Origin of the sequence: Brevibacillus borstelensis (assembly GCF_003710865.1) — a bacterium.
Taxonomy (GTDB): domain Bacteria; phylum Bacillota; class Bacilli; order Brevibacillales; family Brevibacillaceae; genus Brevibacillus; species Brevibacillus borstelensis.
The window spans coordinates 118,043-141,262 of the sequence record NZ_RHHO01000017.1 but is presented as its reverse complement, the minus strand read 5'-3'; the positions used below and the strand labels follow the sequence as shown (position 1 = coordinate 141,262).

At 53.2% G+C, this 23,220-nt stretch carries 21 protein-coding genes and 1 other annotated feature; of the genes, 8 read left to right on the top strand and 13 right to left on the bottom strand.

Going from position 1 to position 23,220, the window contains the following annotated elements:
• The first annotated feature begins 173 nt into the window (after positions 1-173).
• From EDM54_RS09605 to EDM54_RS09595, 3 genes are read left to right on the top strand one after another with little or no spacing between them, the layout of a single operon-like run.
• A complete protein-coding gene (locus EDM54_RS09605; protein ID WP_039069957.1) occupies positions 174-1,439 on the top strand; it encodes an O-antigen ligase family protein in 1,266 nt (421 codons plus the stop codon).
• Positions 1,440-1,449: 10 nt separating this feature from the next.
• Complete coding sequence (locus EDM54_RS09600) at positions 1,450-3,081, top strand: hypothetical protein (RefSeq protein ID WP_024984386.1); 1,632 nt, start codon at positions 1,450-1,452, stop codon at positions 3,079-3,081.
• Positions 3,074-3,883 (top strand): hypothetical protein, encoded by an 810-nt coding sequence (locus EDM54_RS09595; RefSeq protein ID WP_003387773.1) that lies wholly within the window; start codon positions 3,074-3,076, stop codon positions 3,881-3,883. The genes EDM54_RS09600 and EDM54_RS09595 overlap by 8 nt, the downstream gene beginning before the upstream one ends.
• Before the next feature lie 153 nt (positions 3,884-4,036).
• Here EDM54_RS09595 and EDM54_RS09590 read toward each other — a convergent pair whose 3' ends face one another.
• Together EDM54_RS09590 and EDM54_RS09585 are read right to left on the bottom strand one after the other, a co-directional pair.
• Positions 4,037-5,203, bottom strand: a complete 1,167-nt coding sequence (locus tag EDM54_RS09590) for an MFS transporter (RefSeq protein ID WP_227277575.1) — start codon at positions 5,201-5,203, stop codon at positions 4,037-4,039.
• 148 nt (positions 5,204-5,351) lie between these two features.
• Positions 5,352-6,722 (bottom strand): glycosyltransferase family 4 protein, encoded by a 1,371-nt coding sequence (locus tag EDM54_RS09585; RefSeq protein WP_122958123.1) that lies wholly within the window; start codon positions 6,720-6,722, stop codon positions 5,352-5,354.
• A gap of 195 nt (positions 6,723-6,917) precedes the next feature.
• On the opposite strand from EDM54_RS09585, the gene EDM54_RS09580 reads away from it, so the two are divergent.
• The gene (locus EDM54_RS09580) at positions 6,918-8,057 is read left to right on the top strand and encodes a glycosyltransferase (RefSeq protein WP_003387776.1); all 1,140 of its coding nucleotides are present in this window, start codon (positions 6,918-6,920) and stop codon (positions 8,055-8,057) included.
• A 354-nt stretch (positions 8,058-8,411) separates the two neighbouring features.
• Positions 8,412-9,239, top strand: a complete 828-nt coding sequence (locus EDM54_RS09570) for a M55 family metallopeptidase (RefSeq protein WP_031932314.1) — start codon at positions 8,412-8,414, stop codon at positions 9,237-9,239.
• Positions 9,240-9,335: 96 nt separating this feature from the next.
• On the opposite strand, the gene EDM54_RS09565 is transcribed toward EDM54_RS09570, so the two are convergent.
• The 4 genes from EDM54_RS09565 to EDM54_RS09550 form a co-directional block, all read right to left on the bottom strand.
• Entirely contained in the window at positions 9,336-10,634 is a 1,299-nt protein-coding gene (locus tag EDM54_RS09565) for a nucleotide sugar dehydrogenase (protein WP_122958122.1), read from the bottom strand.
• A 210-nt stretch (positions 10,635-10,844) separates the two neighbouring features.
• Positions 10,845-11,150 (bottom strand): 2Fe-2S iron-sulfur cluster-binding protein, encoded by a 306-nt coding sequence (locus tag EDM54_RS09560; protein WP_122958121.1) that lies wholly within the window; start codon positions 11,148-11,150, stop codon positions 10,845-10,847.
• A gap of 15 nt (positions 11,151-11,165) precedes the next feature.
• Entirely contained in the window at positions 11,166-11,576 is a 411-nt protein-coding gene (locus EDM54_RS09555; protein WP_003387782.1) for a DUF350 domain-containing protein, read from the bottom strand.
• 65 nt (positions 11,577-11,641) lie between these two features.
• The gene (locus tag EDM54_RS09550; protein WP_003387783.1) at positions 11,642-13,999 is read right to left on the bottom strand and encodes an endonuclease MutS2; all 2,358 of its coding nucleotides are present in this window, start codon (positions 13,997-13,999) and stop codon (positions 11,642-11,644) included.
• Between the two features lie 157 nt (positions 14,000-14,156).
• Between EDM54_RS09550 and EDM54_RS09545 the strand changes: the two genes are divergently transcribed.
• Complete coding sequence (locus EDM54_RS09545) at positions 14,157-14,531, top strand: phage holin family protein (protein WP_003387784.1); 375 nt, start codon at positions 14,157-14,159, stop codon at positions 14,529-14,531.
• 48 nt (positions 14,532-14,579) lie between these two features.
• On the opposite strand, the gene larB is transcribed toward EDM54_RS09545, so the two are convergent.
• The 5 genes from larB to pheS form a co-directional block, all read right to left on the bottom strand.
• Entirely contained in the window at positions 14,580-15,329 is a 750-nt protein-coding gene (gene larB / locus EDM54_RS09540) for a nickel pincer cofactor biosynthesis protein LarB (RefSeq protein ID WP_003387785.1), read from the bottom strand.
• Positions 15,322-16,185, bottom strand: coding sequence for an ATP-dependent sacrificial sulfur transferase LarE (larE, locus tag EDM54_RS09535; RefSeq protein ID WP_024984392.1), 864 nt, complete (start codon positions 16,183-16,185; stop codon positions 15,322-15,324). Before larE ends, larB begins: the two co-directional genes overlap by 8 nt.
• Positions 16,186-16,267: 82 nt before the next feature.
• Positions 16,268-16,537 carry a cell division protein ZapA gene (gene zapA, locus EDM54_RS09530; protein WP_003387787.1) on the bottom strand — a complete coding sequence of 90 codons (270 nt, stop codon included), beginning with the start codon at positions 16,535-16,537 and terminating at the stop codon, positions 16,268-16,270.
• Positions 16,538-16,629: 92 nt separating this feature from the next.
• Complete coding sequence (gene pheT, locus EDM54_RS09525; protein WP_122958120.1) at positions 16,630-19,053, bottom strand: phenylalanine--tRNA ligase subunit beta; 2,424 nt, start codon at positions 19,051-19,053, stop codon at positions 16,630-16,632.
• A gap of 20 nt (positions 19,054-19,073) precedes the next feature.
• On the bottom strand, positions 19,074-20,108 hold the full coding sequence (gene pheS, locus EDM54_RS09520) for a phenylalanine--tRNA ligase subunit alpha (RefSeq protein WP_003387789.1): 1,035 nt from the start codon (positions 20,106-20,108) through the stop codon (positions 19,074-19,076).
• A 50-nt stretch (positions 20,109-20,158) separates the two neighbouring features.
• Positions 20,159-20,436 (bottom strand) — a binding site (T-box leader).
• A 121-nt stretch (positions 20,437-20,557) separates the two neighbouring features.
• On the opposite strand from pheS, the gene EDM54_RS09515 reads away from it, so the two are divergent.
• Positions 20,558-21,283 carry a DUF2225 domain-containing protein gene (locus tag EDM54_RS09515; protein ID WP_024984394.1) on the top strand — a complete coding sequence of 242 codons (726 nt, stop codon included), beginning with the start codon at positions 20,558-20,560 and terminating at the stop codon, positions 21,281-21,283.
• Here EDM54_RS09515 and rlmB read toward each other — a convergent pair.
• A complete protein-coding gene (rlmB, locus tag EDM54_RS09510) occupies positions 21,276-22,100 on the bottom strand; it encodes a 23S rRNA (guanosine(2251)-2'-O)-methyltransferase RlmB (RefSeq protein ID WP_003387792.1) in 825 nt (274 codons plus the stop codon). The genes EDM54_RS09515 and rlmB overlap by 8 nt on opposite strands.
• Positions 22,101-22,754, bottom strand: a complete 654-nt coding sequence (locus tag EDM54_RS09505; RefSeq protein ID WP_003387794.1) for a potassium channel family protein — start codon at positions 22,752-22,754, stop codon at positions 22,101-22,103.
• 200 nt (positions 22,755-22,954) lie between these two features.
• Between EDM54_RS09505 and sspI the strand changes: the two genes are divergently transcribed.
• Positions 22,955-23,191, top strand: coding sequence for a small acid-soluble spore protein SspI (sspI, locus tag EDM54_RS09500; protein ID WP_003387795.1), 237 nt, complete (start codon positions 22,955-22,957; stop codon positions 23,189-23,191).
• The last annotated feature ends 29 nt before the right edge of the window (positions 23,192-23,220 follow it).

Sequence of the window (23,220 nt, the reverse complement as noted above, 5' to 3'; positions counted from 1 at the left end):
AAAATCGATTCTCCCATCTCTGCGACCAAATACATCTGCAACAGGCAAATACACCTGCTATCATATCGCATTTCTCTCAATCCTACCAATCTCTTTCCCCGCCGCCTTGCGACAACGAACGTCAATTCATTATAATGGATGAGTTAATCCAATGTAGGAGGATTTAAAAACAAATGAGAGAGACTGTGTTGAAGTGGGGGAGCCGCCCTATTACGTGGTTGTCTTTGCTTATGGCCTATCCCCTTATCGATTACGTCTTGCGCAAGTTCTTGCCGATACCTGTCGTATCATCGCTATGGGATGAGGGGCTACTGATTGTCCTCCTGCTGTTTGCGTTTGCCGCCTATTTCAAAGGCGCACGCAAGCTGCCATCCATCAAGCACCCGTTTATCGCGTTCATCGTCTTTGGCATCGCCCTGATGGTAACCGATATGACCAACTGGGATGCGAGTGTCGAGGGCTTTCGCGCCGTCTATCAGTACATGATCGCCTTTTTCATTGGTTTTTATCTGCTGGCGGACAGACAGCAGATGGCCAATATGCTGAAGGTTTTGTCGCTGATCGGTTTTATCACAGGTTTGTACGGGATCGCCCAGGTGATATTGGGTGTGGAAACGCCGATGGGCTGGGTCCAGGAGGGCGAGTCGACCACAACCCGGGCCTTTTCATTCGTCACCAGCCCGAACGTTCTCGGCAGTTACATGGCCTTGATCGCACCTATTTCTGTCGGACTTGCCCTGTATGTAGATAATGGAAAAGAACGGCTGCTCTGGATCGTCGTCGCCCTGTCTTCGCTTTTGGCGCTGGTCCTGACCGGATCGCGGGGTGCGTGGATCGCTCTGGCCGCCGCGCTGTTTGCCTGCTTTTACATTTGGAAGAAGCGCTGGGCTGGCTATCTGGTCCTTGCCGGAATCGTCGGAGTTCTCGCTCTCTATTTCGTGGTGCCTGAATCCGTACCGCTCGTCGGAACGATCAAAAACCGGATTTTCACGCTGTTTACTCCGGAGTACATGGAAGCTAGTGCACAGGCCGGACGACTCAAGCGTTGGGTTGATGCCTACGACAAAATGAGGCTGGAACCATTGTTTGGCGTCGGTCTGGGTCACCATGGCGGTGCCGTCGGGTCACGTCACTTCGGAACGATTTACACGGACAGCTATTTGTTCAAGAGCATTGCGGAGCTTGGCCTGATCGGGGTCGGCATGCTGATCGGCCTGATCGTCATGATCCTCCGCTACGCGGCTCGCGTGGTCCGCTCCCTGGTCAACAAGTCTGAGTTTTTCATGGTCCTGGGACTGTTCGGAGGCCTTGTCGCAGTCGTACTCCACAATACCGTGGAGAATATTTTCGAAGTGCCGTTCATGTCACTCTACTTCTGGCTGTTTGGCGGCTTCCTGGTAGCGCTGTACGCCGATCAAACGAACGAGAAAAGGTGGTGAGCTTACGCCCATGAAACGAAATGGAGCTTTGTCTGCAGTGAACTGGGCCTTGTACGCCATCGCCCTGTTCCTGATCTATCATATTTTGGTGAAGCCGGCGTTCCTCGACTTGTCCTGGATCGCATTGGTTATATTGTTGCCGCTGCTCGCCCTCTGCTACTATTTGCCGCATCCGGACGAGCGCAGGCAGATTGTCGTCTTTTCGCTGGGCTTTCTGCTCCTGGATCGGTCATTGACCCAGCTTGATGTCAAATCGATGGTCGCAGTCATCGTTGGCGGCGCCGTTGCGATCATCGTGGTTGCCGCTTTGGCGAAGTGGTACGGACGCCTGAGCTGGAAAGCCGTCGGCGCACTCGTGCTGATCGCCGTCATTGCAAACACGACGTTTTATCGCGATAACCTGTACGCACTCAGTCACTTTACGGTGAAATACGAGTCTGATCGCCTGTACAACGGAAGCTGGGTCGATTATTTCCCGATCGCCCTTCATGACGTAGACGGCGACGGCAAGCAGGAAATTATTACGTACGGCAATGCCGATGAGCTTCCTCTCCCGGATGAAGAAGCGCCGAAACCGGAGACAGAGGAAGAGAAAAAGGCGCTGGCTGACAAACTGCTTCACCTGCAGGCTGAGCCGCTCTCTCTGTACGTGATGAAGTGGCAGGACGGCAAGCTGGTTCGGATGCCAAATGATCAGATTCCGGCCGAAACATTGACAGCTGTTAAAGAAAAACTGCCATCAGATTTTCCGGGATTCCCGTACTATACGACGAAAGATGACCAGCTGGTGCCAAATGTTCAGCGTCAATCCTTTGCGGAAGGCATGCTGCAGATCGGCACCGCCCCGTATCGTGCCCTCTTGCTGGACCTGCAAAACATCGGGGACAAGCTGGCCGAAAATAACGGCAATATGGATGGCAGACTCTCTTTGGGAACGAAGTTCAAGGATCTCAGCATCCGTGAGGGTTTGCTGAGCGGTACGTACGAAGGCAAGCCTTTTGCCGCTACGACGAAAGCAACGAGAATTCTCGACACGATGAAGCTGCCGGACGGACGCGAGGGTCTCATGATCATGGGCGAACACATGAGTGTATTGGCTGTAGAGCCGGATGGTACGACTGTCGAAGCATACACATTGACTCGCAAGGAGACTGCACTGGCGACTGCCCGATTCATTCCGGCCGATGTGGACAATGACGGTGCGGATGAATTGCTGATCGGCAACAAGCCGTCTTACATCCTGAAAGCGATGCCTGATGGAAAATGGGACGTTTTGTGGTCGAGTCAGGAAGGCGACGAAAGCTTCAGCTTTACCAACTATGCCAAAGTGGGCAATGAAGACCAACCGGAGCTCATCGCTCAAGCGAAAAGCTGGGTCAGCATGAACAAGACCCGCTATCTGTCCGGTTATACCTATACACCGGAAGGATTGGAGCATAACTGGCGCATTTACATGCCTCTGCTCAACATTCAAATCGGCGACATCGACGGTGACCAATCGAACGAGATCGTTGCTTCCATCTATGACCAGCACCGCATTCTCGTATTCAAACGCCACAATGTACCAGTCGTTCCGCTCGTCAGTCTCTTGTTCATCGGATTGATTGGATACGGGATCGTAAGGAGGGTTCGCCATGCGTAAACGGACCACCGCGCTGCTTGCTCTGTCTGCTCTCGTTTCCGCTTCGCTGTTGACAGGCTGCACCTATGAGTCGGGTCCAAAGTCGTTCGCGCTGACCAATTACGGGGCTACGGACAGTACTCCCGCACAGACGGAATCTGCGACTGAATGGCTTCAGACAGCGCTGGAAAAAGGAAAAACCGATCCGAATGCACAGAAATATTGGTACAAGGGACACGTGATCAACTACATCATGGCCCGCACGACAACCAGCATGTTTAACGGCGCTGTCCGCAACCCTGACGGTTACAACGTGGACGCCCGGATCGCCCGTCAGGACTACCAGTACTACCGCATCGGAGACAAGAACTATGTTCGCGTCAAAGACGCCTGGATGACGGCGCGGGAGACGCCTCTCGAGTTTGATGTACTCAAAGGCTTTGACGACTGGCTCCCGTTCCTGGATCAAGCCGTGCAGCTCAATGACGACAAGGTGTACGGAACCGTCTGCGTACCCTTCCAGCTGAAGATAACCGGAGCTGAGTGGCTGGAAAAGAGCAACAGTCCGCTCTTTGAGTCTTTGAAAAAGCAGTTGGGAGATCGGCCCGACCTGGACTATATTTTGAAGGAATCAACCATTAAAACGACGTTCTGGATCGGCAAGGATGACCGCCTGCTCCATCAGTACGAAACCTGGATCATCCTGCCGATGCCCGAAGGCGGCACGATGGACCAGCAAATCTTCTTCCAGATGTTCAAATACAATGACTCTGGAATCGAAATTAAGGATCCAGAAGAAGTCGAGAAGTACTTGCTCTATTAACGCACGGGAAGAAAATCAGCGTTTCATCTTAAAGGAAGAGGCCGCGGCCAGGCAGATATCTGCTTGGGCCACGGCCTCTCTATTTATTTCTGCACCGATGAGAATGACTGCACTCGCTCTTTCGGATCATCATTTTTGCCCACAGCCCCATAGCTATTGGGTGCCCTCGCTCGGTTGTCTCTTCCAAAGCATCACGCTATACAAGCAACCCAACACCGAGCAAACCGCCATCACCTGATACAGCGCAGCTCCGCCCCAATGCTGAAAGACCCAGCCGCCTCCAAACGACCCGATGATGCCGGAAATGCCGAAGAAAATAACGGCAAGCACCGTCTGTCCTGTCGCCTTCCATTCCTCCGGGATAATCCGGTACAAGTACTGAATGCTGGCGGTGTAAAAAATGACAAATGTGATCCCTTGCATAAGCTGGAGAAACACCACCAGCATCGGGCCTGAGAAAGCTGCACAAAGAAAATACCGGATGGCGTAGATGGCCGATGCCAGAGTGATCATCTTGATCTCGTTTCCGTTTCGCAGCAGGCGCGGACTCAGCGCGAAGAAGGCCACCTCGCTGATCGCTGCCACAAACCAGGCCAAGCCTACCATGCCCGTATTTCCGCCCAAGCTCTGTACATATACGCCGAGAAAGCTGTCATTCGTACGATGAGGAATGGCCGCAAGCAGGACCAGGAGAAAGAAGCGCAGAGTCGCCGGATAGGTGAGAAACCGGCGAAGATCGGCCACTGAAAGCCGCTTGCCGCTGACAGGTGCATCGGGAACAACGAGACACAGGAGATAGGCAAGCCCTCCATACGCGGCGTATACCCAAAAAAGGTTCTCCATCCCGATTCTGTCCACGGTAAAACCGATGATCAGCGAGGCAGAGGCATACCCGATCGCGCCGAAGGTCCTGACCGATCCAAAGTGGATGCCGTGCTGCTCAGCTACGCGGTAATTCAAGCTCTCCGTCAGCGGATCGGTCGGAAGCATAAAGAAATACATCGCTCCCACCAAAACAAACAGCAGCCACAGCTGTGAAGACTGGAGCAGGGTGAATCCCACGACGAGAGACAAGCCCAGCGTTACGAGGATCACCCTTTTTATCGTCTTGCGCCTGTCGCTGACCATGCCCCAAAATGGTTGCGACAATATTCCGATGAACGATCCCATGCCGATCAATATTCCGATTTGCGCAGGACTTACGCCGCGAAATGCGAGATATACCGGCAGAAACGATATAAATATGGACAACAGCGAAAAATAGAAAAAGTTATAAGCCCTTAATGCTTGAATTGCCATCATATGCTCGTTTTCACTCACTCTCCCGTAACCGCTCCCTGCACAAAGCAAAGGACGCACAACATACATACCACGATTTCCCTGCAACGGTCAATTCTTAAGATGTACAGCCCCGCCAGGTTGTCGGACGGGGCTGTCATTTTATTTTGTCTTATCCTATCCTTGTTTGTCACTTGGCCAGCAGCTCACTCATTAACTGCGCCAGTTGACGTGCTTGCTCGCGTCTCTCGTAAGGCTTGACCCGTTCGGCAAACTCCACGCCACGGTCAGCCGCATCGATCTCACCTTGTTCCTTCCATGCCTGATACAGCTTGAGGTATGCCTGTTTCATCGCATCCTTGTCCTCCGGGTCGGCAACTTGTCCCAAGTGGAACGTTTCGATGATTCCGGTAGCTTCTCCGGCTTTGTTCAGAGCCAGGATCGACTTGCCGATTCCCATGTATTCATACAGCTTGCCCGGGATGTACGCTCCGGCATCGGGCGAGACATCGCCGATGAGCAAAAGGGCGTCCGCCCCTTTCATGAGACCAAGCGCCTCTTTATGCGGCAGATTCCCCAATACCCGGACAATATCGCCGAGGCCCAACGCTTCCACGCAATCCCGATTTTCCGAATAACCCGGATAGTCGAATACGCCGGCAAAACTGAGCAAAAGGTCTTTTCGGTCAACCTGCCCTTCCTCAATCAGCTCGTGGATCGCTTTCAGCAAAAGGCGCGGATTTCGCTTCTGGTACAAAATGCCCGCATAAACGGCATGAAACTTCCCTGGTACGGTATGCTGTGGAACCAATCCCTCAAAATCGGCCTGGTCAAACCCGTTATAGATGAGCTCCATCCGCCGTATACGGTGTCCATGCTTTGCCTTGAAGTTTTGGGCAAATGTCGCTGTCACAGTTGTAATCGCATCCGCCCTTGCCATAACCTTCTCTTCCATCCGCTCTTCCAGGCGCTCTCTCCAGGCGATTCCCGAGGTATGCATATTTTGTGTCCACGGATCGCGGAAATCGGCGACCCACTTGCATCCAAACTCCTCGGCCAGCCTCTGGGCAATCAAATGATTGGTCACCGGGCCCGACGTCGAAAATATCGCGTCTATTTTTTCCCGGCGCATAATCTCACGGCCCAGCTTGAGTGCCTGCGGGAGCCACAAAATCTGGTCGTCAGGGATCAACAGGTACGGTTTTACTTGTTTCAACATTTGTACAATGCCTTGCCTTAGTTTGCTCTTCAGACTGGTTCGAACCACCGCCGGTTCCGTGCTCGCAGCCGCCTTTGCTGCACCTTTCTGTCCCGCAGAAGCTCCCCCGCCTCTTCGCGGCAAGATCTGCAACTCCTTCGCCCGATGAATCTTCACATCATCCGGAAGTTGAGCCAGCAGGGACGGGTCCAATGTCGCATGGTAAACGGGATCGACTGTCAGCACATGTACATTCCAGCCGAACTCTCCGAGGTATTTCGCCATTTTTAACGGCCGCGGCACCCCTCCGCCGCCAATGGGCGGAAAATAATAGCATATGAGCAGCACGCTGTGAGTTTTCATCAGCAAACCTTCCTTGTATCGTCGTTTTTCTCCTTCATCAAGATACCACAAGTCCCGTGTTATTGCGAATAAACCAGTCATCTGCTATAGTGAGAATGGTTTTGTTTTTATTGGACGATCGGGATTTTTCCTGTTTTTGATACGAGAGAGCTTCGGTGAGAAGCTTTTTTTTACGAAGGTTCGGGTGGAGTTGTCATGAATAAACTGCGAGTCCTCCATGTTATCGGCGGAGGAGAGTTTGGCGGAGCGGAACAGCATATCCTCAATTTATTGTCTTCTCTTCCTGCGGATGAAGTGGAGACGGCCGTCGTCTGCTTTTACGACTCCCTGTTTGCCAGCGAGTTGCGCAAAGCAGGTGTGCCTGTCATTGCCCTGGACCGATTCGGGCGTTTTGACGTACGGCTTCTACAGGCGTTGCGAGAGGTATTTCGTTCCTTTGGGCCACATCTCATACATACACATGGCGTAAAAGCCAACTTCTTTTCCAGACTGGCCTCCCGGGGAAGCGGAGCGACACTGCTGACGACCGTACACAGCTCGCTTCGCTATGACTACGCCCATCCGCTGGCCTATGCGCTCGTATCCTTGATGGAACGAGGTACACGTCGATGGAACCGGCACTACATCGCGATCAGCGAGGCGATTGCGGAGATTTTGCACAAGGACGGCGTTCCACGAGAGCAAATCAGCGTCATTTACAACGGAACAGACCTTTCTCCATACAGACAGACACATCTGCGTGCGTCAGACCGGGCCTCCCTTCGAGCAGAATGGGGAATTCCAGCCGATGCCTTTTTGTTCGGGACGGTCGCGAGATTTGTGCCTGTGAAAGGACTCCCGCTTCTGGTGGATGCATTTGCTCAATTGGCGAGGGAGATGCAGGAAGGTCCGATCCCTTATCTGGTCCTTGTCGGAGACGGTCCGGAACGTGCCGTCCTGGAGGCGAAAGTCCGTGAGCACGGTCTGGAAGAAAGGGTCCGCTTCGGCGGGTTCCGCCAGGATATCCCGGCGTGTCTGCATGCATGTGACGCCTTTGTCCATTCTTCCTTGTACGAGGGACTGGGGTATACGATCATCGAAGCGATGGCCTCTGAAGTGCCTGTCGTAGCCAGCCACGTCGGCGGAGTCAAAGAATTTGTTACACACAAACAAACCGGTCTTGCCGTATCGCCCGGTGACGTGGCAGGATTGACCGAAGCGATGAAAACCATTTTGCAATCGCCGGATTTGCGGGAGCGGCTCGTCCACAATGCCCTGACTTTAGTGGAGCAGACCTTTACAATCCAGCACATGGCTGAACAAACACTGGCTCTGTACCGTCGCCTGCTTTCATAAACGCTGCTGGCAGCCGAGCAAAGCAACACTGGGATTATGGCAAAAAAACCATGCGATTTACAGATAAAAGCACGGCGTTGGCTTTAGCGGGCCCCGTGCTTTTTTCGTTGACTTCGGTTTTGGGCCTGTGCATTCGCTTTTTGGCCATGTGCATTCGTTCCTTGCATTCGCTTCTTACTTCCGTTCTGCATTCCCTTGCTGTTTTTTGTGTCGAGCATTCCCTTCTTGCTTTTACCATTCGCTTTTGCTCCAACTGTTTGCAACGTTTTTCCATTTTTCTGTTGCCTGTATGGAAACAATCTGTTTTGATAAGAAAGAATGATTCAGAATTGCTAGAAAGGACGGCGAATGGCTATGAAACTGTTTCTTTCCGTAGACATGGAAGGAATCTCCGGTATTGTCGACACATCTTATATCAATCCAGACTCAGGCATGAACTATGCACGAGGCCGTCAATTCATGACCGAAGACGCCAATGCAGTGATCGAAGCAGCGCTGGAGTGGGGAGCTACAGAGATCGTTGTAGCCGACAGCCACAATACGATGAATAACATCCTCTGGGAGTCGCTGCATCCCGAAGCGAAGCTTTTGGCCGGCTCACCACGCGATTACTCCATGATGCAGGGCCTGGACCAGAGCTTTGACGCCGCTTTTTTCATCGGCTACCACACACGTCAGGGCGTCCCGGGCGTACTCAGCCACACGATGTCCGGGGTTGTTCGCAACATGTACATCAACGGACAGGTCGTAGGAGAGTTTGGCTTCAACGCCGTCTATGCCGGTATGTATGGCGTTCCGGTCTGTCTTGTTTCCGGCGATGACTTGATTGCAAAGGAAGCCAAACAGCTCATCCCGGAAATCAGTACGGCTATCGTAAAAACAGCAGTTTCCCGCACCTCTGCTCTCTGCCTCTCCCGTGACGAGGCCACAGCGGAATTAAAACGCCAGACCAAGCGGGCTCTTTCCCGAGTAGCACAAGTAAAGCCCGTGGAATTCGCTCAACCGCTTGAGCTCTCGATTGAATTTTCGCATACCGGACAAGCCGAAATGGCGGCGATTGTGCCAGGCGCACGCTACGATGCGGAAAAAGGGATCGTTTCCTACACGCCGCAAGATCAGCACGACCTTTACAAAACGATGCGGGCTATGATCAATCTCGCATCTGGCGCAGAATTTTTCTAACCAGTTTGGCTTATCAAGTACCTTCGATATGAAAAAGGCTCCTGCCGGCTGGAAACCGGCGGAGCCTTTTTCATGCAAACCCGAACCTTTCTTCGGTTAGATTCGGACTACAGTCACCTGCTCGTCAAGCGAGCGCGGGATGCGGTTTTTGGTATCAAACAAAACAGGAGACGAACTCATCAGACTGATCACTTTGTCCCAATCCAGCTCGGCAAATTCCTTCTGGATAGCCGTCAGCATGATGGCGTCTGCTCCGCGAACAGCTTCTTCGACCCTCTCTTTCTTGTGGTCGTAGCGGTTTGGTACGGCCGGGTCGTAGGAGCGAACGTCGACTCCTTTGGCCTTCAATGCAGCAATCAGATCATGGACCGGACTTACCCGGTCATCGTTGGAAAAGTCCTTCATCGCCAGTCCAAACACAGTCACACGGCTTCCTGCCAATGTTTTGCCGGCATTCTGCAGCGCTTTATCCAGCATGTCCACCAAAACGCCAGGCACACTGTCGTTTGTCGTGCGGGCCAACTGCAAGAGCGGGAGCGGAACACCCAGCTCTCTCGCTTTCGGCTGCAGGTAGTACAGGGCGTTTGGAAGGCAGAAGCCGCCCACTCCAGGTCCCGGTGTCAGCAGGTTCACGCGCTTGTGCGTGTTCGCGATGCGAATCAGCTCAAACGTGTCGATCCCGAAAGACTCGGCAAAACGGGCAAATTCCTGAACCATCGCGATGTTCACGTCACGCTGAATATTTTCAATGACTTTCGCCGTTTCAATCACACGAATATCAGAAATAGTGATTTCCGTTTCACTGATCACGGAAAGCAGCTGTTTCCCCTTCTCTGCACTCTCCGGGTTGATCCCGCCGAGGACCAGAGGCATATGAATGAACTCCTCGAAAGCTCGTCCTTCGGCAATGCGTTCGGAGCAGTATGTCAGGTAAAAATCCGTTCCGGCTTGAAGTCCGCTTGCTTCTTCCAGGATCGGTTTGATCACTTCTTCTGTCGTCCCCGGAACGACCGTGCTTCGGATCATCACCGAATCGCCCTTCTTCAACACTTTCCCGAGCGTTTCCGCACAGTTTTTGAGCGGTCCCAGGTCAGGATCACCATTGAAGACCGGCAGTCCAACCGTCACGATATAATTCGTAACCTCGGCTGCAGCTTCTTCATAGGAAGTGGTCGCACGAAAGCGGCCAGCGGCGATTTGCTCCCGCAGAATCTCCGCCAAAGTTTTGCCTTGGTAGGATTCCAGGTGATGGGAATGCCCTTTGTTAATCTCATCTACTACATGCGGTACGACGTCCACACCGACGACATGTGCCCCTTTCAGGGCGTAAGTGAGCGCAAGCGGCAGTCCGACAAACCCTAATCCGACAACAGCAACGCGTACTGGCTGAGTCATTGAGTATCTCCTCTTTCATATTCTCTGGTTATAGGTTGAGTGCATTGCCTACGACAGATAATAAACCCCTGCCGCAATAAACACTACACATAATGCGATGAGGACCTTGTACAGCGTTTCCAAGGCCATGCCTCCTCTTCCCTAACTCGTTACATTCTGCCAAAGTCTAATTATACTCTCCATCGGCAAATGGTTCAACGGGAAACGTCCCTAGCCATTCGTGGGCAAATAGACGGTCAGCGGGCCTGTGACATACACTTGACAGCTCAGCCTCAGTCCGGCTGCAAAGTCCGCTCCCAAACGATACCGCTCTGTAGGAGAGGGTTCGCTTGCTGAACCAGGGGGAATTTCCATTCGCAATCGGCAAGTGGCGCACTTTCCCGTAGTACAAGCAAAATCTACCGGAAAACGCTCCCGCACCATGGCCAACAGCAAATTTCCCCCAGTCCTCACTGACAGATGGCTGCGCTCTTCTCCCTGAACGACGGTAACTGTCACACACCCTGACTGATCCATTCTTCTCGCCTCCCGTTATCTCGTCAAACTGGCACCGATAACAAAGGAAAAACCGACAGAAAGCACCATCGCAATAAAACCGATCGCCCGGTTGTCATTGCCGATCTCTTCATCTACATTGAAGCTTGGAGTCATAAATTCAAAAATAAAATAGCTGCCCAGCAAGAGAAAAAAACCGAAAGTTCCCCAAATCAGCGCTTGCCCGATGGAGTCATGGTGCTGGATCGAATAGCTGAAAATATTGGCAATCCCGAACATCTTTCCTCCAGTAGCCATGGCGACAGCGAGGTTCCCCCGTTTTAATTCCTGCCACACCTGATACCGGGTCACAAGCTCAAACAAGGAAAGAAAAACGATCATCGCAAGCCCGGTAACGGTATAGTAGGCAAACGTCCCCAAATACTGATTGTGTAACAACTGTTCCATCCAGAACCTCCCTGCACAAAAGAAAATCAGGACAGGCTAGAGCCGACGTTCAACCCGTCATCCGGTTATCTCAGCTCGACGATCGTTGCTCCGACGCCGCCCTCCCCCTGACCGCCTAAGCGAAACGATTTCACATTGCGGTGCTGGCGCAAATACTCGTGCACCCCTTTTCGCAGCATCCCTGTGCCGTGTCCATGGATAATCGATACAGAGTGGAAGCCGGCCAAGAGCGCTTCGTCCAGAAACTGGTCGATTTCCCGAATCCCGTCCTCGACATTGTATCCACGCAGGTCGAGGTCCAGCTTGGCAGTGCCTTTGCTTCGCTTTACAGCGGTGTACTCCACGGCTTGCTGAGGGGCTTTGATGGAATTGAGGACGTTCATGTCGTCCCGCTTGACCTTCATTTTCATAATGCCGATCTGGACGAGGAACTCGTCTCCCCCGACCTTTTCCAACACAGTTCCCTTTTGCCCAAAGCTTGTTACCATGACTTCGTCGCCGACTTTGACCTGCGTGGCCCGTACCGCTTTTGCCGGTTTTTTCACCTTTTCCTTCTCAAGCTCCATGACGGCGCTGCCCAGCCGTTTTTTCGCCTCGATCAAACGGTGCTCTTTAATTTCGACGCCTTCCTTCATCATGCTCCGCAGCTCGCGGATAACGGCTTCGGCTTCCTCTTTTGCCAGTTGAACGGCGATGCGTGCTTCTTCCTCCGCTTCCTCCAGCCGTTTGTTCTTCTCTTCGGCGAAGCGAGCCCGCTCTTCTTCAAGCTGCTGGCGCAGACGTTCGGCTTCGCGCCGCAGCTCTTCGGCAGTCTCCCTTTCCGCTTCAGCCGTTTTGCGGTTTCGCTCCAGGGAGGCGATCATGCTCTCGACCTGATTGTCCTCTTCGCTGATCGAGCCTTTGGCAATTTCGATGATTTCCTCTGGCAAGCCGAGCCGCTTGGCAATCGCAAACGCGTTCGACCGTCCCGGGACACCGATGAGAAGTCTGTAGGTCGGCCTGAGCGTCTCCACATCAAACTCAACGCTCGCATTGATCACGCCCGGTCTGTCATAGGCGTACGCCTTCAGCTCGCTGTAGTGCGTAGTGGCGATCAGCCGGGCTCCGCGTTGGATGACGTGATCGATAATCGACATCGCCAAAGCTGCACCCTCGGTCGGGTCCGTTCCTGCACCCAGCTCGTCAAATAACACAAGACTCCGCTCATCCATCGAAGCGAGAATGTGAATAATATTCTTCATGTGACTGGAGAAAGTCGAGAGGCTCTGCTCGATTGACTGTTCGTCTCCTATGTCGGCGAAAACAGACGAGAATACGGTAACCTCGCTCTCTTCCTCCGCAGGAATATGCAATCCTGCCATCGCCATGATCGACAAAAGTCCGACTGTCTTTAGCGATACCGTTTTCCCGCCTGTATTGGGACCAGTCACTACAATTGCGCTGTAAGCTCCGCCCAGCTCCACATCAACCGGTACGACGGCATTATGGGGAATCAACGGATGGCGGGCCTTTTTCAGGCGCAGGTACCCACGGTCATTGAGTTTCGGGCATACAGCCTTCATCGCTCCAGCGAGCTGAGCCTTGGCAAACATAAAGTCGAGCTCGGCCAATGCATCAATATTTTCCTTCAGTTCCTCTACGGACTGCGCAACAAGCTCTGTCAGCGTATAGAGGATGCGCTCTACCTCCCGCTCCTCGCGAAGACGAAGCTCGCGAAGCTTGTTGTTCATCGTCACGACTGCTTCCGGCTCGATGAACAAGGTAGCGCCCGATGCCGATTGATCGTGCACAATCCCGCCAAATACATGGCGATATTCCTGTTTGACCGGAATGACAAAACGGTCGCCGCGGATTGTCACGATATTTTCCATCAGCATCTTTTGGTAGGAGCTTGATCTCGTCATCTGGTCCAGCTTTTCTCTGACGCGTGCTTCCAATTGGCGGATTTCCTGCCGAACCTGGCGAAGCTCCGGACTCGCACTGTCAACCACCGCACCGTCGTCATCGATACAGCGCCTGATTTCCGTCTCCATCTCGCGCAGCCCTTCAATCCGTTCTGCCTGGAACTGCAGCATCGGGAGCGGCTCATTTTCACAAAGGTCGAGCAGGAAATGGCGCAAACGGCGTCCAGCGCCGATCGTTCCTGCTATGTCCAACAATTCCATGGGAGCGAGCATGGCATTCAAACGCGCCCGCTGAATCGGTGCGCGAATGTCGCGGATGCCTCCGAGCGGAACACTTCCCTTCAGCCGAAGCGCCGTCACTGCCTCGCTAGTCGCCTGCTGCGCGGACCGGACTTCTTCGATCCGCAAGAACGGCAGCAGCGCTTCCGCTTTTTCTCTCCCGTATATGGACGTCGCCTTTTCCATTAAAAGCGCGACGATCTTTTCGTATTCCAAGGTTTTTAAAACCCGTTGTTCCACAAGTGGTGCCTCCTTTATCGCTTGGAAAAAACCAATCATTCGTATTATATCACGGAGCTTGCGGCAAGAATAATTTAACGCGATTTCCACGGCATAGTTCCCTTTAAAATCAGCCAAAATGAGAAGGAATCAACATCTGCAAAGGAGGATCACACGTATGACGATTTTACGCCACGTTATCCGTTTTGTGGTTGCTGCTGTCGTACTGATGTTCGTCGGGTTTCTCGTACCCGGTTTTTCGGTTAACAACTTCTGGACCGCTCTCATTGCGGCAGTAGTTATCGCACTGCTGGGATGGGTAGTTGAGGCATTCTTTGGTGATCGCATCTCTCCATACAATCGCGGGATTGTTGGTTTCCTTGTAAGCGCAGTCGTGATTTACCTGACCCAATTTGTCGTTACCGGCTTCTATGTGACCATCCTCGGGGCTCTGCTCGCTTCCCTCGTGATCGGAATCATCGACCTGTTTATTCCGATCAAGACACATATGGATTTGCGCAATGGCGACGCCGGAAACAGGCAAGAAACCTAAGTTCGTATAGTGCAAGAGCCAACCATCGGGTTGGCTCTGCTTTCGGTTTTATGAAGACGCCGTTTGTCTGTGGATCATTCCTGCCAGGTAGCCGGCTCCAAAGCCATTGTCAATATTGACGACAGCTACGCCGTTTGCACAGGAATTCAGCATGGACAGCAGGGCTGCCATACCTCCAAAATTCGCTCCGTAGCCGACGCTGGTGGGAACGGCAATGACCGGTTTGTCTACGAGTCCCGCCAGAACGCTTGCCAATGCTCCCTCCATGCCTGCGATGCAGACAATCACAGCCGCAGCGCGAATCTCATCCAGCCGCTGAAACAAACGGTGAATCCCCGCTACACCGACGTCTGCGATGACTCTGGCTTCACTGCCGAAGCAGCGCACCGTCCAAGCCGCTTCCTGCGCAACTGGCCAATCGGAGGTACCGGCAGCCACGATCGCTACATAGCCTTCGCGGACGGGCTTCAGCGGACTTTTTGTACTGATCAGCAGCCTGCCCTCTCTTTCGTACCGAACGTCCGGCCAATGCTTTTGCACCGCTTCCGCCTGCTCATCACTGACGCGTGTAGCCAGAACCAATTCCTGGTGCTCTCTCAATCGGGCAAATATTCCAACGAGTTGCTCTGCGCTTTTGCCTGCCGCGTATACGACCTCGGGAAAACCGGTTCGTTTCTTTCGATCAAGATCAAGGGTCGCATAATCCAGACGGCTGCTTCCTTGAACAAGCTCTAGCGCATGTTCGACATCAATCGTGCCTGCTTTCAGCTCTTGAAGAATTTTTCTCAAGTCATCCATGGGTCTGTTTCACTTCCGCTTGCAGTACGGCATTCATGCTGCCAGTCTTGTATCCGAACAAATCGAGGGTTACGTACTGAAACCCGATCGCCCGCAGCTCGCGGTCAATGCTTTCCCGATGCTCCAGCAAGCGCGGAAAATCGTCCGGACTGATCTCGATTCGTGCAATGGTCTCGTGGTGGCGCACCCTGACCTGATGAAAACCGAGGCTCATCAAGAAGCCCTCCGCCCGATCGATTTGATCGATTTTTTCCAGTGTAATCTGCGAACCGTACGGAACACGTGAAGACAGGCAAGCAAAAGACGGCTTGTTCCAAGTGGACAGCCCCATTTGCTTTGACAACTGCCGAAGCTCTTCCTTGTAAAGTCCGGCTTCCTGCAGCGGACTGCGCACGCCCCGTTGAACGGCTGCTACTCTCCCCGGGCGGTAATCGCCCAAGTCGTCCATGTTGGCGCCGTCACAAATAACGGCATTCCATTCATTTTTTTCAGCCAATTCCCCTAAATGCTCATACAATCCGTCCTTGCAGTAAAAGCAGCGGTTGACCGGATTTGCCACAAAATTGGGGTTTTCCATTTCGCGGATTTCAGTCGTGACAAATCTGGCTTTGAGCTGCTTTGCCAGCTGCTTGGCGGCCTCAAATTCGCGTGTCGGGAACGTTTCCGATGCTGCTGTGACGGCAATCGCGGACTCCCCCAATTCTTCAACGGCGCGGGCCAGCAAAAAGGTGCTGTCCACTCCGCCCGAAAAAGCGATCAGGACACTGCCCATCTCGCGAAGAATCTCTCCCAGCTTTTCGTTCTTTTGTTCCAGAGTCAGCTGACTTGCAGCCTCCACCAACGCTTCTTTGCTCATCAGTCGCGCTCCTCTCCGTTCGTGATTGTCAAGCTTGCGACAATAGGGAAAAGAGAGGCAAAAAGCCCCTCTTTCCAAACATCTATGATGGATCGTTCGCATCCTCCTGAAGCATCTTCAACAGCGCTTCGTACTCAGTACGCAACCGGAAGTATTCGTCTGCGATGTTTACTGCGGTAAGTACGGCAATTTTGGCCGTGTCCAGGCGATGGTTGCCTTTTCCGATTTCATTCATTTTATCGTCTACGAATCCGGCTACCATGCGCATATGGTTCACACTTGCCTTTCCACTGAGCCGATACTGCTGACCATATATATCTACTGTCAACCGATTCTTACCATCACCTTGCACGAAGGCTTCCTCCTCCAAAACAGCTCTGAGACTTCCGTACCATTGTATCTCAGATTAGGTTACTGAAAATGTCAGGTTTCGTCAAGTTCTCCTTACATCCGCAGCTCAGCACCCGTCTCTGTCCGCAACGCTTCGACGACGGCTTGCGTCACCTGCTGGACCTCTTCGTCCTGCAGTGTCCGGTCAGAGTGACGGAATACGAGGGAGAAGGCCATGCTCTTTTTGTCGGTTGCGATACGTTCACCTGTATACACATCAAACAGCGTCAGCGATTCCAGCAAGTCTCCGGCGGCTTTGCGGATGACGGACTCCAGCGCATACGCGGGCAGATCGCGGTTGACAACCAGCGCCAGATCCCTCGTAATAGCAGGGTATTTCGGAAGCTGGTTGTAATGGCCCACAGGTGCAGCCGCCTTCGTCAGCTCTTCCACATCAAACTGGAAGACGTACGTTTCAGCCAGATCATGCGCTTTTTCCGTAGCAGGATGGACCTGCCCGAAGTATCCGAGACGGCGGTCAGCTACCCATGCCTCTGCCGTGCGGCCCGGATGCATCCCGGCCAGATTCGCTTGGGCGCGGTATTCCACGCCGGTGATACCAAGACTTGCGAACAGCGATTCCACCAAACCTTTCAGCAGGTAAAAATCAACCGCTTGCGTCTGTCCCATCCAGTTCGTCGGCAGCCATTGGCCAGTGAGTGCCCCGGCCAGGTAAAGGCGCTCTTCCGGAAGCTGTGTCAGCTTTTCCTCCGTGCTCAGGAACACGCGTCCCAGCTCAAAAATGGAGACATTGTGATTCTGTCTGTTCTTGTTGTAGGAGACGGTCTGCAACAGGCTTGGAATCAGGCTGATGCGAAGCACACTGTGCTCTTCGCTCATCGGCATCGCAAGCGGGATCGGCTTGGCAGCGATCTCATGCAGTCCGGCGACCTCTTCTGCCTTTTCCGGGTGGAGAAGCGCATATGAGATCGCTTCGTTCAAGCCTGCTCCGATCAAATGACGGCGGATCGTCCGGCGAATTTTTTGCTCATATGTCAACTGACCCTGTGTGGTCATCCCTTCTGGAAGGGTGGTCGGAATGTTGTCATACCCGTAAAGGCGGGCTACTTCCTCCACCAGATCCTCCGGCAGCGTGATATCCCCCCGTCTCGTCGGAACGGTAACGGCCCATTCTTCGCCGTTTTGTTCATAAGGGAACTGGAGGCGGTCAAAGATTGGCGTAACATCCGCTGCGGACAGAGCGGTTCCCAGATGCTGATTGATTTTGCTCAAGGTGACCGATACGGCGGCCGCCTTCGGCTCGCGGACCGTCGCTGTAGCCTGGCCCTTGGAAACCGTAGCGCCGGAAAGCTGCTGGATGAGGTACGCTGCACGTTCTCCAGCCTCCTGCACGCGCGCTTGGTCGACGCCCTTTTCCCAGCGGACACAGCCCTCTGTCCGCATTCCCAGCTTGCGAGATGTACGGCGGACTGTCTGCGGCGTGAACCAGGCAGCCTCCAGGATAATTTCCTTGGTTTCCGGTGTAATTTCAGAGTTGGCTCCACCCATGACACCTGCGATAGCCAGTCCTTTTTCGCGATCGGCAATCAACAGCGTTTGACTATCCAGCTCGCGCTCCTGATCGTCCAGCGTTACCAGTTTTTCACCCTCTTCCGCGAGACGGACCACGATGGAGCGGTCTTTTACCATCGCCGCGTCAAATGCGTGCAACGGCTGTCCGTACTCCAGCATAACGTAGTTGGTGACGTCCACGACGTTGTTGATCGGACGGATACCTGCTGCCATCAAACGGTTTTTCATCCATTGCGGAGAGCTTTTGATCACGGCATTCGTAAAATGGCGTCCTACGTAACGATAGCACTCGTCCTCTGCTTCAATCTCCACTGTAACCGGATTGTCTTCGCCATTTTCGACGACTGCAATCTCCGGAAGAATCACTTCACGGCCGAGAATGGCGGCCACCTCATAGGCGACACCGAGCATGCTCAGACAGTCGGAGCGGTTTGGCGTCAAGCCCAGCTCCAGCACGTAATCGTCCATGCCCAAATAGGAAACGGCGTCCATGCCTACTTCTGCATCCTCAGGCAGAACCATGATGCCTTCCTGCTGGTCCTTGGCAAGCAGCTTGTCATTGAGGCCCAATTCTTTCGCCGAGCAAATCATTCCCTGCGATTCTACGCCGCGCAGCTTAGAGCGCTTGATATGCAGGTCTCCAGGCAGCTTGGCTCCAATCAGAGCGACGGGAACCTTTTGTCCCTGAGCGACGTTGGGAGCTCCGCACACGATCTGCAGATCCTCTCCCTGCCCTGCATCCACGATGCATACATTCAACCGGTCAGCATCCGGATGCTTGCTCTTTTCCTTTACATAGCCGACTACAACTTGGGAAACTCCCGCATTGCACGGTTCGACCGCATCCACTTCGATTCCGCTGCGGGTCAATTTCTCCGCCAGCTCGTAAGGTGTGATGTCATGCAGATCGACGTATTCCGATAACCACTGATAAGATACCTTCATGACTCTTTCGACTCTCCTTTCTAGGACCGGTTAAATTGTTTCAAGAAACGTACGTCATTTGTATAGAAATGGCGAATGTCTTCGACGCCGTATTTCAGCATGGCGATCCGCTCAACACCCATCCCAAAGGCGAATCCGCTGACTTCCTGCGGATCATAGCCGGCCATCTCCAGAACACGCGGGTGCACCATGCCGGAGCCGAGAATTTCGATCCAGCCGGTTTGTTTGCAAACGCGGCAGCCTTCTCCACCGCACTTGAAGCATTGCAGGTCGACTTCCGCGCTCGGCTCGGTAAACGGGAAGAAGCTGGGACGCAGACGGACCTGCTGATTCGGTCCGAACATCTGACGGGCAAACGTGAGCAGCGTTCCTTTCAAATCGCTCATCCGGATTCCCTTGTCGACTACGAGCCCTTCAATTTGCGTGAATTGATGGGAGTGGGTCGCATCATCGTCATCGCGGCGGTACACTTTACCCGGGCAAATAATCTTGACGGGTGTTTTCCCCTCTTTTTTCAGCATCGTGCGAGCCTGTACAGGCGATGTATGAGTCCGCATCAAAATCTCTTCCGTCACGTAAAACGAGTCCTGCATGTCGCGAGCCGGGTGGTCCTTGGGCAGATTGAGCATCTCGAAGTTGAAGTGATCCAGCTCTACCTCCGGCCCCTCGGCAATGTCAAAGCCAAGGCCGATGAAAATGTCCTCGATCTCCTCGATAATGCGGGAGAGCGGATGCATTGTACCTGCCGGGATCGGGCGTCCCGGCAGAGTAACGTCCACCGACTGGGAGGCGAGCTTGGCTGCGAGCTGCGCCTCTTCCAGCGCTGCCTGTTTGCCGGCGAAGGCTTCCTCCAATGCACTGCGAACCTCATTGACCAATTGGCCTACGACAGGACGCTCTTCCGGGCTCAGGCTTCCCATTCCTCTCAGGAGCTCTGTCAGCTCCCCCTTTTTGCCAAGATACTTTACACGCAGCTCTTGCAGCTGCGCCCCATCCGCGACCTGGCTGATCTGGGCCAGGGCAGACTGTTTCATTTCCTGTAACCGCGTTTGCACGTCATATCGCTCCTTTACTGATTTTGGTAAAAAAAGAAAGACCCGCCCCAAAAAGGGACGAGTCATTACTCGCGGTACCACCCTTGTTAAACAGAGCCATACGGCTGCGGAGACACGATCCTGGTCCTCCAGCCCTCCATACGGCTTTGCTTCACTCGTTCATGATAACGGGTTGCCCCGGTTACCCCCTACTTTGTTCCTAAAATACTGTTCAGGGGCCAGCTCGAGAGTGAATTCGGCAGCTATAGTGTGGGATGCTTTCAGTCAGCGGCATCTCCTCCCTGAAAAACTATAGGTCCTGCGTACTAGTCTCTGTCATCGCTTTGCGTTATAATGCAGTTGTAGGAAAATTATAGCGCAACCTAAGCTAACTTTCAATTATACAAATGTTGCATGATGATTCGGCCCGGCTCCTACGAAATACCCTCTTTGGGAAGGGGACTTCAGACATGATCGACCAGGTTTCCGCTCTCTATGACAAGAAAATAGCTTGCCTGCATTGCCAATCCACCTTTACATCAAAACGAGTCCGCAGCGGCTCTCTTTCCATGTTGAAGCGCGACAGTGATTTTTGTACATACTTCAAGGAGCAATCGCTGAACCCGATCCTCTATACGGTCAATGTCTGCCCGTCCTGCGGTCTTGCCTTTAGCGACCAATTCAAGCAGCACCTGACTCCCTCGCAAAAAAAATTGGTGGGCGAGCTGATTTCCGCAAAATGGACGCCCAAGGAATTTGGGGGGATCCGCAGTCTGGAAGCAGCATTGGCCGCTTACAAACTGGCGATTTACGCAGCCGAGCTGACCGATCAGGTGCATTCCGTCAAAGCTGGCCTTTATTTGCGTCTGGCCTGGCTCTGCCGTTTCCAGGAAAACCAAGCGGAAGAAAAACGTTTCCTCCACATCGCCGCAAATGAATACGAGCAATCTTTCATCCATTCTGATTATACACAAGGCGAAAAAGAGATGTCGGAAGTTCGCGTCCTGTACCTGATCGGCGAATTAAAGCGACGCGTTGAGCAGTATGACGAAGCGATCCAGTATTTCTCGCGTACGCTGGAATACAGAAATCGCACGATTGAAACGGGCATACTCAGCATGGCCCAAGACCAATGGGCACAGGCTCGGGAAGATTACAAAGCAAAAAAGCAAAAGCAAGCGGCGAAGATCAGTTGACGGCCTGACCGATTCTCTTCCGTTGGGCCTCGTACACCAGTATGCCGGCTGCAACAGCCGCATTGAGCGATTCAGCCCGTCCGTACAAAGGAATGTGTACATAGCCGTCAGCAAGACGAGCCACCTGCTCGGAAACTCCCCGCCCTTCATTCCCGATCACGATTACCGCTTTTCCGCGATAATCAGCCTCGTCATAGGCGAGGCTGTTTTCTTTTAGCGAGGAGACGAGTACGTTGGCCCCCTGCTGTTGTAAAGTCTGAATTGCCTCGGGCAGGGAACGCAGAAAAACGGGCAGGCGGAACAGGGCTCCCATCGTAGCACGAACGACTTTTCCGTTGTACAGATCGACGCTACCCTCGCCCAGAACGACGCCATCCACCCCTGCGGCTTCGGCTGTGCGCAGAATCGTCCCGAGATTTCCCGGGTCCTGGATTTCATCGAGAACAAGCAGCAGGTAATCCCGCTCCGATGCTCTTTCTATCCATTCTGCCCAGTTTTCCGAATCTATTTTCACCTCAGCGACAATTCCCTGCGGAGATTTTGTCTCTGTCAACTTGCCAAGAACCGCAGAAGACACAGCGATCACCTGTACGTCTGTCCCCCGCTCGTCTAACGCCCGCAGGCATGCCGGATCAATCCCTCGACTCTCATCGTAGAGAACGGTAACCACCTGTGCCCCGCTGTTCAGCGCCTCCTCTACGAGATGGGCGCCTTCCACCAGAAAACGGTTCTGCTCCTCGCGCCCTTTCCGGTTCAAGAGCTGGTGCAATCGCTTGACCAGTGGATTTTGTACGGACGAAATCACTTCATGACGCATTTAGTCTTGCTCCTCAAATGTTTTTAGATGCTTGTTGTTTCCGATCACGACGAGGACGTCGCCAAACTGGATCACCTCGTCCGGACTCGGGGCGATATTGAACTTGTCACCGCTTTTAATTGCGATGACGTTTACCTCATAGCGTGCCCGGATGTCCAGCTGGCGCAAGGTTTTCCCCACCATTTTCGAGGACACTACGACCTCCGCCACGCTGTAATCCTCAGCCAGCTCGATGAAATCAAGAACATTGGCCGAGATCAGATTGTGTGCGACTCGCACCCCCATATCACGTTCCGGGAAGACGACCCGATCCGCTCCTACCTTGTAGAGCACCTGTCCGTGCCTTTCATTTTGCGCTTTGGCGACGATCTTTTTGACGCCCATTTCCTTTAGAATCAGCACGGTCAAGATGCTGGCCTGAATATCGGCTCCGATCGAGACGACGACGACATCAAAATTGCGGATGCCAATCTCGCGAAGCGCTCTCTCGTCTGTAGAATCGGCTGCAACCGCATGGGTCACGTACTGAATATTTTCATTGATTCGCTCTTCATCCTCGTCGATCCCCATCACTTCGTATTCCATTTCATACAAGGTGCGGGCTACACTGGATCCAAACCTGCCCATGCCAATGATAGCGAACTGCTTGGACATTCCTTCCACTCCTTCTTCATTCCTGCCTGCTGTTGGGTTAAAAAGCCCATCCCATCATTGGCAGAAGACATCCTCGGATAGTTGAATACCAAGCATTATAACACAAGGATTTACCCTGCTACAAAAGCAGGTATGAGCTTACCTGGAAAGACGAATACTAGGGGGGCAACCCATATCGAAAAAGGGGGTGTCCGTCCGTCATGAACATCGCTTCTCTGAACCTTCGTCAGGCGATTATGTACAAAATGCAGGGCTCTGACGCAAATGCCGTCGAAGATACCATCAGTGACGCCATTTCCACCGGTCAGGAAAAAACGCTTCCGGGATTGGGCGTGTTGTTCGAAGTGCTGTGGCAAAACAGCGATGCCTCGAGCCGTCAGGAAATGGTGCAAACGATTGCCGAGCATCTGCCGAAACAGGCTGACCGTCCGATTTAATCGAGAAGAGAGGGAGGGACTTCGTGGTC

Coding starts and splice junctions, on each gene's coding strand:
- EDM54_RS09545 (WP_003387784.1), top strand. CDS start 14,157: ATGACGATTTTACGCCACGTTATCCGTTTTGTGGTTGCTGCTGTCGTA.
- pheT (WP_122958120.1), bottom strand. CDS start 19,053: ATGAAGGTATCTTATCAGTGGTTATCGGAATACGTCGATCTGCATGAC.
- EDM54_RS09570 (WP_031932314.1), top strand. CDS start 8,412: ATGAAACTGTTTCTTTCCGTAGACATGGAAGGAATCTCCGGTATTGTC.
- EDM54_RS09600 (WP_024984386.1), top strand. CDS start 1,450: ATGAAACGAAATGGAGCTTTGTCTGCAGTGAACTGGGCCTTGTACGCC.
- rlmB (WP_003387792.1), bottom strand. CDS start 22,100: ATGCGTCATGAAGTGATTTCGTCCGTACAAAATCCACTGGTCAAGCGA.
- EDM54_RS09565 (WP_122958122.1), bottom strand. CDS start 10,634: ATGACTCAGCCAGTACGCGTTGCTGTTGTCGGATTAGGGTTTGTCGGA.
- EDM54_RS09595 (WP_003387773.1), top strand. CDS start 3,074: ATGCGTAAACGGACCACCGCGCTGCTTGCTCTGTCTGCTCTCGTTTCC.
- EDM54_RS09515 (WP_024984394.1), top strand. CDS start 20,558: ATGATCGACCAGGTTTCCGCTCTCTATGACAAGAAAATAGCTTGCCTG.
- sspI (WP_003387795.1), top strand. CDS start 22,955: ATGAACATCGCTTCTCTGAACCTTCGTCAGGCGATTATGTACAAAATG.
- larB (WP_003387785.1), bottom strand. CDS start 15,329: ATGGATGACTTGAGAAAAATTCTTCAAGAGCTGAAAGCAGGCACGATT.
- EDM54_RS09580 (WP_003387776.1), top strand. CDS start 6,918: ATGAATAAACTGCGAGTCCTCCATGTTATCGGCGGAGGAGAGTTTGGC.
- EDM54_RS09585 (WP_122958123.1), bottom strand. CDS start 6,722: ATGAAAACTCACAGCGTGCTGCTCATATGCTATTATTTTCCGCCCATT.
- EDM54_RS09605 (WP_039069957.1), top strand. CDS start 174: ATGAGAGAGACTGTGTTGAAGTGGGGGAGCCGCCCTATTACGTGGTTG.
- EDM54_RS09505 (WP_003387794.1), bottom strand. CDS start 22,754: ATGTCCAAGCAGTTCGCTATCATTGGCATGGGCAGGTTTGGATCCAGT.
- EDM54_RS09555 (WP_003387782.1), bottom strand. CDS start 11,576: ATGGAACAGTTGTTACACAATCAGTATTTGGGGACGTTTGCCTACTAT.
- EDM54_RS09560 (WP_122958121.1), bottom strand. CDS start 11,150: ATGGATCAGTCAGGGTGTGTGACAGTTACCGTCGTTCAGGGAGAAGAG.
- larE (WP_024984392.1), bottom strand. CDS start 16,185: ATGAGCAAAGAAGCGTTGGTGGAGGCTGCAAGTCAGCTGACTCTGGAA.